This is a genomic window from Nocardia sp. NPDC020380, assembly GCF_044386975.1.
Classification (GTDB): domain Bacteria; phylum Actinomycetota; class Actinomycetes; order Mycobacteriales; family Mycobacteriaceae; genus Nocardia.
In genome coordinates, this window is the sequence record NZ_JBIRVQ010000009.1 from 105,916 (window position 1) to 119,771 (window position 13,856).

General features: G+C 67.6%; 14 protein-coding genes. 8 read left to right on the forward strand and 6 right to left on the reverse strand.

Annotated features, from left to right (window positions below; all coding sequences use genetic code 11):
• Positions 1 to 159 precede the first annotated feature (159 nt).
• The 3 genes from ACH438_RS25380 to ACH438_RS25390 are packed head-to-tail and all read left to right on the forward strand — an operon-like array spanning position 160 to position 2,527.
• The gene (locus tag ACH438_RS25380; RefSeq protein WP_397009362.1) at positions 160 to 1,167 is read left to right on the forward strand and encodes a YncE family protein; all 1,008 of its coding nucleotides are present in this window, start codon (positions 160 to 162) and stop codon (positions 1,165 to 1,167) included.
• Positions 1,167 to 1,430 (forward strand): DUF5703 family protein, encoded by a 264-nt coding sequence (locus tag ACH438_RS25385; RefSeq protein WP_397009975.1) that lies wholly within the window; start codon positions 1,167 to 1,169, stop codon positions 1,428 to 1,430. Before ACH438_RS25380 ends, ACH438_RS25385 begins: the two co-directional genes overlap by 1 nt.
• Before the next feature lie 17 nt (positions 1,431 to 1,447).
• Positions 1,448 to 2,527 (forward strand): quinone-dependent dihydroorotate dehydrogenase, encoded by a 1,080-nt coding sequence (locus tag ACH438_RS25390; protein ID WP_397009977.1) that lies wholly within the window; start codon positions 1,448 to 1,450, stop codon positions 2,525 to 2,527.
• 267 nt (positions 2,528 to 2,794) lie between these two features.
• Here the strand turns inward: ACH438_RS25390 and ACH438_RS25395 are convergent, their stop codons facing one another.
• The 3 genes from ACH438_RS25395 to ACH438_RS25405 form a co-directional block, all read right to left on the reverse strand.
• Positions 2,795 to 3,205 carry a hypothetical protein gene (locus ACH438_RS25395; RefSeq protein ID WP_397009364.1) on the reverse strand — a complete coding sequence of 137 codons (411 nt, stop codon included), beginning with the start codon at positions 3,203 to 3,205 and terminating at the stop codon, positions 2,795 to 2,797.
• A gap of 165 nt (positions 3,206 to 3,370) precedes the next feature.
• A complete protein-coding gene (locus ACH438_RS25400) occupies positions 3,371 to 3,625 on the reverse strand; it encodes a hypothetical protein (protein ID WP_397009366.1) in 255 nt (84 codons plus the stop codon).
• 23 nt (positions 3,626 to 3,648) lie between these two features.
• Positions 3,649 to 3,933 (reverse strand): hypothetical protein, encoded by a 285-nt coding sequence (locus ACH438_RS25405; protein ID WP_397009368.1) that lies wholly within the window; start codon positions 3,931 to 3,933, stop codon positions 3,649 to 3,651.
• A gap of 423 nt (positions 3,934 to 4,356) precedes the next feature.
• Here ACH438_RS25405 and ACH438_RS25410 point away from each other — a divergent pair, with 423 nt between their 5' ends.
• From ACH438_RS25410 to ACH438_RS25425, 4 genes are all read left to right on the forward strand, one after another.
• Complete coding sequence (locus ACH438_RS25410) at positions 4,357 to 5,874, forward strand: carbohydrate kinase family protein (RefSeq protein ID WP_397009370.1); 1,518 nt, start codon at positions 4,357 to 4,359, stop codon at positions 5,872 to 5,874.
• A 269-nt stretch (positions 5,875 to 6,143) separates the two neighbouring features.
• A complete protein-coding gene (locus ACH438_RS25415) occupies positions 6,144 to 6,908 on the forward strand; it encodes a GTP cyclohydrolase II (protein WP_397009372.1) in 765 nt (254 codons plus the stop codon).
• A gap of 77 nt (positions 6,909 to 6,985) precedes the next feature.
• Positions 6,986 to 7,732 (forward strand): GTP cyclohydrolase II, encoded by a 747-nt coding sequence (locus ACH438_RS25420; protein ID WP_397009374.1) that lies wholly within the window; start codon positions 6,986 to 6,988, stop codon positions 7,730 to 7,732.
• 156 nt (positions 7,733 to 7,888) lie between these two features.
• Positions 7,889 to 9,718: an AMP-dependent synthetase/ligase gene (locus ACH438_RS25425; RefSeq protein WP_397009376.1), complete on the forward strand. Its 1,830-nt coding sequence runs from the start codon at positions 7,889 to 7,891 to the stop codon at positions 9,716 to 9,718.
• Positions 9,719 to 9,810: 92 nt separating this feature from the next.
• Here ACH438_RS25425 and ACH438_RS25430 read toward each other — a convergent pair whose 3' ends face one another.
• Positions 9,811 to 11,115: a hypothetical protein gene (locus tag ACH438_RS25430; protein ID WP_397009378.1), complete on the reverse strand. Its 1,305-nt coding sequence runs from the start codon at positions 11,113 to 11,115 to the stop codon at positions 9,811 to 9,813.
• Positions 11,116 to 11,243: 128 nt separating this feature from the next.
• On the opposite strand from ACH438_RS25430, the gene ACH438_RS25435 reads away from it, so the two are divergent.
• Positions 11,244 to 11,801 carry a TetR/AcrR family transcriptional regulator gene (locus ACH438_RS25435; protein ID WP_397009380.1) on the forward strand — a complete coding sequence of 186 codons (558 nt, stop codon included), beginning with the start codon at positions 11,244 to 11,246 and terminating at the stop codon, positions 11,799 to 11,801.
• A 134-nt stretch (positions 11,802 to 11,935) separates the two neighbouring features.
• Here the strand turns inward: ACH438_RS25435 and ACH438_RS25440 are convergent, their stop codons facing one another.
• The gene (locus ACH438_RS25440) at positions 11,936 to 12,472 is read right to left on the reverse strand and encodes a YbhB/YbcL family Raf kinase inhibitor-like protein (RefSeq protein ID WP_397009382.1); all 537 of its coding nucleotides are present in this window, start codon (positions 12,470 to 12,472) and stop codon (positions 11,936 to 11,938) included.
• A 16-nt stretch (positions 12,473 to 12,488) separates the two neighbouring features.
• Positions 12,489 to 13,838, reverse strand: a complete 1,350-nt coding sequence (locus tag ACH438_RS25445; protein WP_397009384.1) for a M20/M25/M40 family metallo-hydrolase — start codon at positions 13,836 to 13,838, stop codon at positions 12,489 to 12,491.
• Between the last annotated feature and the right edge of the window lie 18 nt (positions 13,839 to 13,856).

Genomic DNA, 13,856 nt, shown 5'->3' on the forward strand with positions numbered 1-13,856 from the left:
GGCAGCGAACCCCCATGTCACGTCATGCGGCGCAGGTCCGAAGTGTGACGGCGCGCCGAACCGGGCACCCCCTCCACCGGGCGTGGTCGGCGACCATGGTCAGATTAGGGAGCACGCATGATTACGTCGGTCAGTTCGGTCAGTTAAGGAGTTCGCTGCATGCGCCGTCGCGGCTGGATCCGGTCGGCCCTCGCGGGCGCGGCAGTGGTGGGCTTGCTCGCCGGATGTTCGTCCAACGGTGGTGACAGCGATCATCCGACCATCGACCGGGTGCCCGCGGCCCCCGCACCCGCGGTCACCGTGGCCCCCGCCGGGTCGGTGACCCCCAGCGCCGCGATCACCCAGCTGCTCTCGGAACCGGCGACCGGCACCCTGGTCGAGGTCACCGACGGCGCGAACGCGCTGCAGCTGAACGCGAACGGGACCACCCGCACGGTGGCGCTGCCCGCCAAGCCCGCTTCCCTCGCCCTCGGCAAGCCCGGTGAGGTCCTGGTTGCCGTGCCCGGCAAGGTGATCCGCGTCGACGTCGCCACCGGCACCACCAGCGAGATCGGCGTCGACGGCGACGTGCTCTCGGCGGCCCTGCGCCCCGACGGCACCCTCGCGGTCGGCCTGGCCAACGGCAAGGTGCTGCTGCTGGACGCGAACGGTGCTGTGCAGCACACGATTTCGGGTCTGGTCTCCGCGGATGCGGTGGACGCGAGCGACAATCACGTCGTCGTCCTCGATCAGCGCCAGACCACCATCACCCAGCTCGATCTGCCCGCGCACCAGCTCGGTTTGAGCCTGCGCGCCGGTGACGGCGCCACCCACATGATCGGCGATCACTTCGGCCGGCGCCTCGTCACCGACACCAAAGGTGGCGAACTGCTGGTCTACACGGCCGATCCTTTGGTCCTGCACCAGCGTTTCCCGGTAGGCTCTTCGCCCTACGCACTCGCCTACGATCAGCGGTCCGAGACCGTGTGGGTGACGCTGACAGGCAGGAACGAAGTCGTCGGCTACGACTTGTCGACGGGTATACCGGTAGAGGTAGGGCGCTACCCGACGGTGCGCCAGCCGAACACGGTGACCATCGACAGCCGCACCGGTGACATGTTCGTGGGATCCGGGACCGGTGACGGTCTGCAGCGGATTCCTGCGGACCAGCGGAAGAGAGGGCAGTGATGGCGCAGGCCTCACGATCTGGGCGCGGTTCGCGCCAATTACCGGAAGGCTGGGAGGAAAGCAGCGACGAGTGGGAGTATCTTCCGCTCCGATTGCCTCCCGGCGTCAATCGGGTCACCGCGTCCATGCGATTGACCATTCACGCTGAATTCAGTGGCTGGGAGCTGTCGCGGGTGCGTGCCTACACCGACGGTTCGCGTCGGGTGTTATTGCGCCGCCGCAAGAGTTCCCTGCTATCCCCACGACCCGAGGCGGTGATGTAACCCGCATGTCTGAGCGTCTGTATGCCCTGCTGTTGAAGGTGATGTTCCTGCTCCCGCCGGAACGCATCCATCATCTGGCATTCGGTGCAATGAAACTGGCCACCCGGTTCGCGCCGGGTCGGCGGCTGACCGGCACACTGCTGGTCTCCGGCGATCCGATCCTGCGCACCCGGGTGTTCGGCGTGGACTTCCCCGCGCCGCTCGGCTTGGCCGCCGGTTTCGACAAGAACGCCGAAGGCGCCGACGCCTGGGGGCCACTCGGTTTCGGCTACGCCGAGATCGGCACCGTGACCGCACAGGCGCAGCCGGGCAATCCGGCGCCCCGCTTGTTCCGCCTGCCCGCCGATCGGGCGCTCATCAATCGCATGGGCTTCAACAACTTCGGCGCGGCCGCGGCGGCCGATCATCTGGCACACCGCCTTCCCGGCGGTGTGCCGATCGGCGCCAATATCGGCAAGACGAAGGTCATCGAACCCGAGGACGCCGCAAGCGATTACGCCATCAGCGCCAAACTGCTGGGCCCGCTCGCCGACTTCATGGTGGTCAACGTCAGCTCCCCCAATACCCCCGGCCTGCGCGACCTGCAGGCCGTGACCTCCCTGCGCCCCATCCTGCAGGCGGTCCTGGACGCGGTGACCGTCCCGGTGCTGGTGAAGATCGCCCCCGACCTCTCCGACGAGGACATCGACGCCGTCGCCGACCTCGCCGTGGAACTCGGCCTGGCCGGAATCGTGGCCACCAACACCACCATCCGCCGGGACGGCCTGGCCACCCCCGCCGCCACCGTCGAGGACTGCGGCGCCGGCGGCCTGTCCGGCCCTCCGGTCGCCGACCGCTCCCTCGAGGTCCTGCGCCGCCTCTACGCCCGCGTCGGCGACAAGGTTGTCCTCATCTCCGTCGGCGGCATCGAAACCGCCGACCAGGCCTGGGAACGCATCCTCGCCGGCGCCTCCCTCCTGCAGGGCTTCACCGGCTTCATCTACGGCGGCCCCCTGTGGGCGCGGCGCATCCACCGCGGCCTCGCCGACAAGCTGCGCGCGCACGGCTACGCCAGCCTGTCCGACGCGGTCGGCGCGGAACACAAGGCCCGCGCCTAGCCCTGGCTTTCCCTGCGCTCGTTGCGCATTCGGTGCGAGGTTGCACCGAATGCGCGAAACGGGGTGTGCCGGTGGGCGATCGGCCGCCGGTGGGCGATCGGCAGGAGCCCCGGCCCGGATTGGGGCGCCGGCGGCCCGCGGATCAAACCGGGGGCTGCGGCGGCAGCCGCCACCGACCCGGTGGCGCGCGGATTCGCGCCCGGCGCACCGATTGTGGGCGCGGTTCGCGCCTGCGCCCACACTACAAACGGTGTCGAGCGGGAACAGTCAGCCCCAGCGGTGCCGGGAGCGGGCGCCCGCGGCGACGGGTGCGCAGTCCCGCCGGCCGCCCGCTCTCGGGTTCGTCCCGGCCGGTTCGGGTTCCGCGCCCCACTCCGCCGCGTCGGCCCGCGCCATCCGTTCGTTCATCCGTTGCACGAGCACGATCACCGCGTGCTCGACGGGAATCCCCAACCGTCGCGCCCGCACCGCCGCCCGCTCATGCGCGGTCTCGTCGTACACGATGTCCGGATCGGAGAGGATCTCGTCCAATTCCATTCCGGCCCGCGCCTGTTCACCTGTCAGCCGGAGCTCCGGCAGCCAGCTCAACCGCCACGCCCCCGATTTCCCGGCCACGCGAATCGCGTATTCGGGACTGACGTCACTGGTCATCGCCCGCGTGCTGATCTGGATCGTCACCGCTGGGTCCTCCTGAGCCGTTCCGGCGAGCGCCGGGATCCCCGCCGCCTCGCCTCGTTGTGCTCCCGCCCGGGCGGTCGCCCGGAACGGGGATTGCTCCTACATCGAATCCCGATCGGTCGGTATTTCACCGCCCGCCCGAATCCCGCCGCAGTGCGCGAGCATTCACCCCTCCCGCCGCGTCAGCACCGCCATCGCCTCCTCGACAGCGATCCCGAGTTCGTCCGCGCTCACGATGGCCCGCACCGCGAGCACCACATCCTGCTGGTAATGCCGGCCGGAGAAAATCTCCGCCAACTCCATCCCGGCCAGCGCCTGCCCCCGCGACACCAGCCGATGCGGCAGCCAACTGACCCGCCACCCCAACTCCCACCCATCGGCCACCTTCTGCGCCGACTCCGCGGTGAGATCACTGGTCATCTGCCACTCCGTGTAATAGACGGTCACGACCCCGTCCCCCTTTCTCTGCGCCGCCGCTGCAGCACCGCCATCACGTACTGCACGGTGATCCCCAGCTCCGCGGCAAGATCGGCCGCCCGAGCCCCCGGCTCCGCACCGGTACTGCACAACTCGGTGAGCTCCATTGCGTCCCTGGCCTGTTCACGCGTCAGCAGCGGCTCCGGCCGCCAGCTCAACTCCCACGTGGCCCCGCCCTCGCGCGCCGAGAATCGGCGCGCCCATTCCTGGACGCTGCTACTGGTGATGGATCGGGTGCTCTCGTAGATCACGGCGGTTTCCTCCAGGGTGTGTCGTCGCCCTGCGGAATCCGTTGTGCGGAATGCGTGAGACCGGCCGATCGTGGTGTCCTGATCGGCCGGTGATGTCGCTGGATCGTGCGGTGGGCACCGGCAGGCGACGACGAGGCGAATGTGTTTGGGCGACAGGCGGATGCAGGTGTCCGCCTAGTGCACCGCCGCGTCGGCGTCGAGGTCGGTCTCCGGTTCGCCGGCCGCTGCGCGCGTGCCTCTCCGAAAGTGTCGAATCACGAGAATCGCTCCTGGCACCAGAACCTCCCGAAAACGTCTGGTGGGGCGTGTTCCGCCAAGTCCAGTATGGCATTTGCCGGACAGATCCGGCATTTGCCGTAACGAGAAGGGAATTGACGAATCCTGCCCGGGCTAAACCTGCCCGGCGGTATCGTTGAGGCGAGAATGGTGATGAACCCCAACTCCCGCAACGATGTCTCCGTGACCGCCGTGCCGAAGTCACGGACCCGCGCGGTCCTGAGCATCCTGGTGGGTTTGCGTAAACGGGCGGGGCTGAGCCCGGATCGGTTGCGCTCCACCGAGATCGACGTCTCGGATCTGCTCGATCTCCCAGTGGTGCGGCGCTATGCGCATCTTCAGCGGATCTCCCCACGCGAGGCACTGCCGGGGCTCGTCGCACACGTCGCCCGCCAACTCCCAACTACGCAACGGCTGATCGTCGACAGCGAGCTGTGCCTGCGATTGTTGGATTCCGACCCGCCTGACGGTGTGGACCTCGGTCGCCTCTATGCCCCCGATCTCGGTTTGCGCCGCCGCGCTCTGAGCGAGCAGTGGGATCGGTTGCACGAGGCGCTCGGCGTCGGCGATATTCCGGGCGCCCCGACCGAACGTGCCCTGCGTGACGCACCCGAGCAGCAGGCATTCACCGCTCTGGCTGTGGCGCTCACCGCCGGGGCGGTACCCGATGTCGTGCAGCGGGTCACCGCGACCGTCGTCGGCGACGCGGTGATGGATCACAACATCATGGTCGACGAGATCCCCGAGGACGGGATGGACGTCTGGGGGGACCTGCAGGAGCACCCGGGCGGAAAGGGCCTCAACCGCGCGGTCGCCCTGGCCCGGCTCGGGCTCGATGCGCGGCTGCTCACCGTAATCGGCGATGATGCCCGCGGTTCGGAGATCCAGCAGTACCTGTCCGACCGGGAGGTCGACACCAGCCTGGTCGAGGTGAAACACGGTCGCACGCCGGCAACGACAGTGATCCGATCGCTGAGTGGCAAACGAACGACGATCGCGTTCAAGCAGCATCGTGTCTGCCTTGCGGATGCGGATATCGACAGGGCATCGAATCGGCAGGCCATTACCGACTCGGACGCGGTGCTGGTCACCTTCGAGACGCCGATGGAGGTGGTGGAACGGCTACTGCGGGTGGTGGATTCGCTGCCACGAACTCAGCGGCCGCTCCTGATGCTGAATATCTCCCCGCCCGAACAATTGCCCAGGGTGGCGCGCCGGTTCCTCGGTGCTGTCTCCTACGTTGTCGGTGCCCCCAAAGATTTGACTGCAATGTGGCGGGTCGGCGATTCCCACCTCGATACCGTCTTCGAGCTGCTGAAAAGCGTGACTGGCGCGGTATGCGTGATCGACGGTCCGACGTACCGGTTCCATCGCCCGGAGTCCGATCCTTACGAGACTGTGTTACCAGATGGGGTGGCGGCCAAATCTCCTTACTCGTCCGCGGCGCTGTCTGCCGCGCTGGCGTTTCGGTTGCTGGGGCGTCAAGAACCGGTCGACAGCGATGACTTTCGCTGGGCCACAGCGGCTGTGCTGGCCACAGAGCGCCTCGCATCGAAGCTGACGGCGGAAGAAGGCGTCCCCAATGTTCCTGATGCGATGCCTACCTACGACCAGATTGCGGCAGAGGTGGGACGGGTCGTTGTACGGACAGTGCGCAGTCCCTAGCGTCGACACACCGTGCGGGCCGATGCGGTTCCGCCATTCGAATCGATAACATTCGCGAAGCCCACCCGGGCATAGCTATCGGCTATTACATATGAATTCCTGGAAGGCGGTCGACGGCGATCATGGTGGGTCTGGAGCCGAGAGCACTCATCGCTGCGAGCACTCCGACCCCCGATGCACTGGATCCGACTCCAACCCGCGATGCCCTGAATCTGTTCGATACCGAGCATTGGTTCGCACGCACAGGACTGCGGCCGCTGAAGGTCCGAGTGGCCGAGATACCCGGCGAGCAGCCCGGCCATGCGCTCATCTTCGGATCCGGCAGCATCGGAGACGGCTGTCTGGTGCGCATTCATTCCCGTTGCCTCTACGGCGACGCCCTCGAGTCCGACGACTGTGACTGCGGGCCGGAGCTCACGCTGTCGATGGACATGATCCATGCGGAGCGCGGCGGGGTATTGATCTACCTCGAGCAGGAAGGCCGTGGCGCAGGACTGTCGAGCAAGGCGCGCGGCTATCGCCTCAGCCAGAACGAGAACCTCGATACCTTCGCCAGTTTCGAGCGACTGGGCTACGACCCCGACAGTCGCCATTATCGCGATGCGGCGATCACGCTGAAGGCATTGGGGTTGACCACGGTTCGCCTGCTGACCAACAACCCCGACAAGATCGCCCACCTGACGGGCGAGGGCCTGTGCGTGCAGCATGTCCCGTTGTTGACCGTTCCCCGTAGCCGCCGGGCACGCCGGTATCTCACCGCAAAGCGGGAGCGCCGGGGGCACGCACTGCCGCGAACCTGGTGGCTGTGCCGTATCGCCGACGGGCTGCTGGCAGCCGTCTTCGTGGGTGTTGCCAGCATCGTCGGTGCAGGGCTGGCCGACGGACTCGCCGGTGTGACGGGCTTGGCCCACCACGGGTCCCTGTCCGCTGCTGCAGCTTTGCTCGTGGGGCATCTCGGATGGTCGCGAACTCGGTTGCTGCGGGCCAGGTTTCGATTGTTCTGCTCCGGTGTTTCCGGCCTTCGACTCACTTGAGTCGTGCAGCGGCCGACAATGGGAGGATGTGTCGGCTGCCGTTCTGCCCGGCGCCGTGTCGACGAGCTGGAGTCGCCGTGGAAGACCACGAGCCGCAAGGCCGCAAGTCGGAGGACCGCAAGTCAACGTCGCATGTGATCTGCCGCAAGGGTCGTGAGCTGCCGGTGCGGCAAGTGATGGAGCTGTCGGAGAAGTCGCGCGACGGTGCCCGTGCGCACGCCGGTCAGGTGGTGGTGTTCGGCGACATCGCCGACGGATGCCTGGTGCGGATTCATTCCCGCTGCCTCTACGGTGACGTGCTGCGCAGCGACGACTGCGATTGCGGTCCCGAGATCGATCTCGCCATGGATCGCATCCAGTCCGAGGGCAGTGGCGTGCTGATCTATCTCGACCAGGAGGGCCGTGGTTCGGGCCTGGTGGTGAAGGCCGAGGGGCTGGGATTGGCCGACCGCACCGGTGTCGATTCGTTCGCGAGCTATCGTGCGCTCGGGCACCCGGTCGATTCGCGGTCCTATGGGCAGGCAGCGGAAACGCTGGCAGGGCTGGGGCTCACCTCGGTCCGATTGATGACCAACAACCCGGACAAACTGAGCGCGGTGCGACGAGCCGGTATCACTGTTCAGCGGGTGCCGCTCCTGACGGTTCCGCGTTCTGAACGAGCGCGCCGCTATATGGAATCGAAACGGCGGGTTGCGGGTCATCATCTGCCGGTGCCCGATTCGCTGGGCGGGTCCTGGATCTGCCGGTTCCAGCAACTGGTGCCGGCACCACTGCGGCCGTTCTGGGAATGGTTCGGCCGAGTGCCCTTCGAGCGCACGGTGTAGCGGGCGACACGTTCGCGATTTTCTGGCTACGCTGAGTGAGCCGCGCCACATGGTGCGTGCCCATGGTGTGAGTCGGGTTGGACGTCGGGTTTGCGCTGGGGTTATGGGTGCGTGGTGTGTGGCGGGGGAAGTGAGAGGCGATCGGGAAAAGGGCTTATGACGACGAACATCGGCTATGCGCACAAGTCGGGCACTACCGTTTACACGATTCCGGAGGCGTTCCAGCAGACGCTGACGTTGCGGCCCGAGCAGGTGGCGTTGCGGACGGTGGGGGGTACCAGGACCATCACGTGGCGGGAGTACGGGGAGCAGGTGCGCGGTATCGCGGCCGGGCTCGCCGGGCTGGGTGTGGGGCGCGGGGACACGGTGGGGATCATGCTCACCAACCGGCCGGAGTTCAATCTGGTGGATACGGCGGCGCTGCATGTGGGGGCGACGCCGTTCTCGATCTACAACACCAGTTCGGCCGAGCAGATCGCGCATCTGTTCACCAATGCCGAGAACAAGGTCGTCATCACCGAGCCGGCCTTCCTCGATGCGGTGCGCGGGGCGGGTGTCGAGCTGGAACATATTGTGCTGGTGGAGGGTTCGGCCGAGGGCACGATCACTCTCGCCGAGGTGGTGGCGGCGCCGGCCGCCGATTTCGATTTCGAGGCCGCGTGGCGGGCGGTGCAGCCGCAGGATGTGGCCACGCTCATCTACACCTCCGGCACCACCGGGCCGTCCAAGGGCGTCGAGCTCACGCACAGCAATGTGGTGGCGCAGATCGTGGGCTTGGTCGACGGCCCGCTCACCGTCGGGCTCGATGACCGGTCGGTGTCGTATCTGCCGGCCGCGCATGTGGCCGACCGGATTTCGGGTCACTGCGCGAACCTGTTCACCGGCGTGCAGATGACCTGCGTCCCGGATGCGCGCGAGATCGCCGCCGCGCTGCCCGATGCCCGCCCGACCGCGTTCTTCGGTGTGCCGCGGGTGTGGCAGAAGATCAAGGCCGGGATCGACGCCAAGCTGGCCGTGGAGCCGAGCCCGGTGAAGAAGGCCCTCGCGAACTGGGCGCTCGGTGTGGGCGTGCAGGCCGCGCGCGCCGACCTGGCCGGCAACGGCCGCGGTGTACTGCTGGAAGTGCAGCACAAGCTGGCCGATGCGCTGGTGCTGTCGAAGCTGCGGCACGCGCTGGGTTTCGACGAGCTGAAGGTGGCCGCCTCGGGTGCGGCCGCCATCCCGCCCGACACCCTGGAATACCTGCTGGGCCTGGGCTTCACCGTCACCGAGGTGTGGGGCATGTCGGAGACCAGCGGCGTCGGCACCTACACGCCACTGGCCCGCCCCAAACCGGGCACGGTCGGAATCGCGTTGAAGGACACCGAACTTCGCCTCGCCGAGGACGGTGAGCTGCTGGTACGCGGCCCGATCGTCACGCACGGCTACCGCAAGATGGCGGAGAAGACCGCCGAGGCCATCGACGCCGACGGCTGGCTGCACACCGGCGACGTGGCCACCATCGACGCCGACGGGTACGTCACGATCGTGGACCGCAAGAAGGAACTGATCATCAACGAGGCGGGAAAGAACCTGTCTCCCACCAATATCGAGAACACGGTGAAGGTCGAGTCCTCACTGGTCGGCCAGGTGGTGGCGATCGGTGACGCCAAGCCCTACATCGCCGCGCTCATCGTCCTCGACGCCGACACCGCGGTGGTGCGAGCCAAGACGCTCGGCATCCCCGACGCCGACCTGACGACCCTGTCGGTGCGCCCGGAGATCGTCGCGGAGATCCGCTCCGCGGTCGCGGCCGCGAACACGAAACTGTCGCGGGTGGAACAGATCAAGCGCTTCGTGATCCTGGATCAGGGCTGGGAACCCGGCGGTGACGAGCTCACCCCGACGCTCAAGCTCAAGCGCAACCCGATCGCCGGCAAGTACGGCGCCGAAATCGCCGCCCTGTACACGACTCCAGCGCCGGAGAACGTCATCAACATGGGCTGAACCGGCCCCTCGAAGTGAATCCGGCTGTGGCCCGGTACCCCTCGTACAGGGCCACAACCGTTCGCGTCGACACGGTGAAACGGACGGTCGCCTCACCCCCGCAGCGCAGCCGCCGACACCCGATCCAGCTGCGCCCGCATCGCCTCCCCCACCCGATCCAGCTGCGCGTGACTGTGCTCGGCGGTGTCGTATTCGACCTGAACGGTCATCCGATCCCCGACGGTGAAGATGGTCATCTTCGGCGGCATGCTCGCAGCCATGGCGAACACGTCGTCACGGACGAATTCCACGCCCGCCGGCATCGAATGAGCAGGCAACCGGCCGATATTCGACAACGCGATACTCGGCCCACCAGTAAGAATGGTCGAGGTCGCCGGATCGAGCGGACGGTGCGAGGCGCGCATGAACAGCGCCGGGAACCGCATCTCCATCGCCTGCCGCATACCTGCCTCGACGGCCTGCGCGAGCACGAGCGGATCGGCGTCGCGATCGACCAGCGCGGGCGTCCCGGCCCCGGACGCGCAGTTGAGAATCGTGGCCGCCGGCAGCTGCGGTACGAGCACCCCGCGCAGGTCGGCCGCATGCCCGCAGATCATCGGCAACGCCCCCGCATTCGCATCGAGCTCGCCGCGCACCGCCGCCAGCGCGGCCCCGCCGAGCAGGCTGTTCACCGAAACCCCCTGCTCGCGTGCGACATCCACCAGCGCCGCGGTCTGCGCCGCGTCCAGACTGATGCGCCGCAGCGCGAGTCGCCCGTCGGGATCCTCGACCCCGTCGAGCGGCAACGTGCGCGGGGCGGCCTCGGGCCCCAGGCTCGCCGCCAGCTGCAGCACCTGGCCGAGGAAGCCGTCGATCTCGGCCTCGCTGACGACCTGCGCCAGTTGAATATCCACCCCCGGCACCAGCTCGCGATCGGAATCACCCACCGGCAGCGGTGATCCGGCCACGTGCGCGGTGTAGCGCCGCCACATCTCGTCGAGCAGCGCGAAGGCCGAGCGGCCGTCGCTGATGCCGTGATGCAGGATCAGCACGATGCGCGTGCACTCCGCGCCGCGCAGCAGCACCGCCCGGAACAGCCCGGCATCCCAGTCCGGCCGGGTGTTCACCAGCTCCCGGTATTCATCGGCGCCGCCCGCCCGCACCTCCAGCGCGGGCACATAGCTGTCGTCGATCTCGAAGCACTGTGTGCCGTCGGCGTTCTCGAGCACGTGGCTGCGCAGCAGCACATGCCCGGCGGCGAGCTCGCCGAGCACGCGCTGCAGCAGGTCCGGGTCGATCCGGCCGCGCACGGTGCTGCCGATGTAGAGCGGCATGCCGCCGATGGGCACGCTGCCCAGCCGGGTGTCGTGGCCGAAATAGCCGATTTCGAAGGGGGACAAGGGGCGTCGCTTCGTCATGGTTCGAACTTCCGTGTGGTGGTGCGCTGACCCCACGAACCATACACACGTTTCAAACAACTGTCACAGACGAGCGTTTGAAACCAATGTCACAAACATTCGTTCCACAGCGCTGCTACCCTGGGCGCGTGGGAACCCGAGAAGATCTCCTGGCCGGCGCCAAACAATGCCTGGCCGAGCGCGGCCTGGCCCGCACCACCGTGCGCGATATCGTCGCCGCCTCCGGCACCAACCTGGCCGCCATCAACTATCACTTCGGCACCCGCGACAAACTGCTGAACCAGGCCATGCTGGAGTCGACCGCCGAGGCCGTCAGCCATCTGCTCGACACCCTGCCCGCGGACACCGAACTCGACTCGGCGGGCCGGCTGCACAGCTTCTGGACCAAGCTGCTCGCCTCCTTCGGCAGTGACCGCACCATCTGGTCGGCCAATGTGGAAGCCCTCGCCCACTCACTGCACTCCCCCGAGATCCGCGCGGAAATCGGTGTGGCGCAGCAACTCGCCCGCGACGGCCTGTCCCGCGACCTCGGCAACGACAATCCCGACGTCGGCATGCTGCTGCAGAGCCTCATCGTCGGCCTGCTGGTGCAAGCCCTCGTCAACCCCGACCACGCCCCCACCGCCGAATCCATCGCCTCGGGCATCCGCGCCCTGGCCGACCTCTCCACCCCCGCACCGCACTGACCCGCGAGCGGGCACTCATGGTGTGGGCCACTCGCGAAATGCCGCAACAGTTGCCCGCTCGATGAATGCTCGCGGGGGCGGAAACGCGTGTGGCCCCGAGCGATTCGCTCGGGGCCGCCTGACGTACGGGGGTGCTACTTCTGTTCGTGCGTGCCGATCAGGACGGCGCGGCCGATGGCGTTCATGAACAGATTGAAGCCCAGGTAGGCCGGGGAGGAGTGCGCGTCCACCTCGAGGGACTCCACACCGACCGCGTGCACCACCACGAAGTAGCGGTGCGCGCCGTGCCCGGCGGGTGGGAAGGCGCCGGTGTATTCGTGCAGGCCCACATCATTGGGCAGGACGACCGTGCCGGCGGGCAGGCTGCCGCCCTTGCTGCCCTGTCCGGTCTCGAGGCTGGTGGTGGTGACCGGGATATTGGCGACCACCCAGTGCCAGAAGCCGGAGGCGGTGGGTGCGTCCGGATCGTACACGGTGACGGCGAAACTCTTGGTCTCGGCGGGGAATCCGGACCAGCTCAGCTGCGGGGAGATGTCCTTGCCGCCGGCGCCGCCGAGGGCGCTGACCTGGTCCAGGTGCAGCGGCTTGCCCTCGCTGATGTCGGTGGAGGTGAGGGTGAACTCGGGCAGCTGGGGCAGCGGCGCGTACGGGTTGTACGAATAGTCGGGCACGAAAGGTCCTTTCGAGTCAGCTGTGCAGCAGGAAGTGTTCCAGCACGCGGGTGCCGAATTCGAGCGATTCCACCGGAACCCGCTCGTCGACCCCGTGGAAGAGCGCCGAGAAGTCCAGTTCCGGCGGCAGTTTCAGCGGTGCGAAGCCGAAGCAGCGAATGCCCAGGCGCGCGAACGCTTTCGCATCGGTGCCGCCGGAGAGCATGTAGGGCACGGTACGCCCGTGCGGATCGTGGGCGAGCACCGCATCGTTCATGGCGTCGACGAGGTGGCCGTCGAAAGTGGTTTCGTAGGAATCGAGTTTGGTGATCCACTCGCGTTCCACATCCGGGCCGATGAGGGCGTCGACCTCGCGCTCGAATTCGGCCTGCCGACCCGGGACCACGCGGCAGTCGACGACGGCCTCGGCGGTCTGCGGGATGACATTGGCCTTGTAGCCGGCCTGCAGCATGGTCGGGTTGGCGGTATCGCGCAGGGTGGCGCCGATGATGCGGGAGATGGTGCCCAGCTTGGCCAGCTGGCCTTCGATATCCGGGCTCTGCGGATCGAAGGACAGCCCCGACTCCTCGGCGACGGCGGCCAGGAATTCGGCGACCGAATCGGAGACCACCAGCGGGAAGGTGTGCGTGCCCAGGCGCGCGACGGCCTGCGCGAGGATGGTGACGGCATTGTCCTCGTGCAGGAACGAGCCGTGCCCGGCGCGGGCCTTGGCGCGCAAGCGCATCCAGCCCAGGCCCTTCTCCGCGGTCTCCACCAGATAGAGGCGGCGTTCGCTGCCGTCGGGACGCGGCACGGTGAGTGAGAACCCGCCGACCTCGCCGACCGCCTCGGTGACGCCGTCGAACAGGTCGGGCCGGTTGTCGACGAGCCACTGTGCGCCCCAACGCCCGCCGTTCTCCTCATCGGCGAGGAAGGCCCACACGATATCGCGCGGGGGCACGGTGCCCTCGAGCTTGAACTGGCGTGCCACGGCCAGCATCATGCCGACCATGTCCTTCATATCGATGGCGCCGCGTCCCCACACGTAGCCGTCGCGGACCGCGCCGGAGAACGGGTGCACGCTCCAGTCGGAGGCTTCGGCGGGCACGACGTCGAGGTGCCCGTGCATCATGAGCGCGCCGCGGCTGGAGTCCGCGCCCTTCAACCGCGCGAACACATTGCCGCGCCCGGGCGCCCCGGATTCGACGTATTCGGTGGTGTAGCCGGCTTGGTGCAGCTGATCGGCCACCCATTGCGCGCATTCGCGCTCACCCTTGGTGGTTTCCAGTTCGCCGGTATTGGAGGTGTCGAACCGGATCAGCGCGCTGACCAGGTCCACCACTTCCGAGACGGCGCGGGAGGTGCGGGTTTCGGCGGTTTCGGACACGCCCCCTTTCCTACCACT

Excerpts from the sequence above, each read along its gene's own strand:
- ACH438_RS25380 (WP_397009362.1), top strand. The coding sequence starts at position 160 with ATGCGCCGTCGCGGCTGGATCCGGTCGGCCCTCGCGGGCGCGGCAGTG.
- ACH438_RS25385 (WP_397009975.1), top strand. The coding sequence starts at position 1,167 with ATGGCGCAGGCCTCACGATCTGGGCGCGGTTCGCGCCAATTACCGGAA.
- ACH438_RS25400 (WP_397009366.1), bottom strand. The coding sequence starts at position 3,625 with ATGACCAGTGATCTCACCGCGGAGTCGGCGCAGAAGGTGGCCGATGGG.
- ACH438_RS25410 (WP_397009370.1), top strand. The coding sequence starts at position 4,357 with ATGGTGATGAACCCCAACTCCCGCAACGATGTCTCCGTGACCGCCGTG.
- ACH438_RS25425 (WP_397009376.1), top strand. The coding sequence starts at position 7,889 with ATGACGACGAACATCGGCTATGCGCACAAGTCGGGCACTACCGTTTAC.
- ACH438_RS25430 (WP_397009378.1), bottom strand. The coding sequence starts at position 11,115 with ATGACGAAGCGACGCCCCTTGTCCCCCTTCGAAATCGGCTATTTCGGC.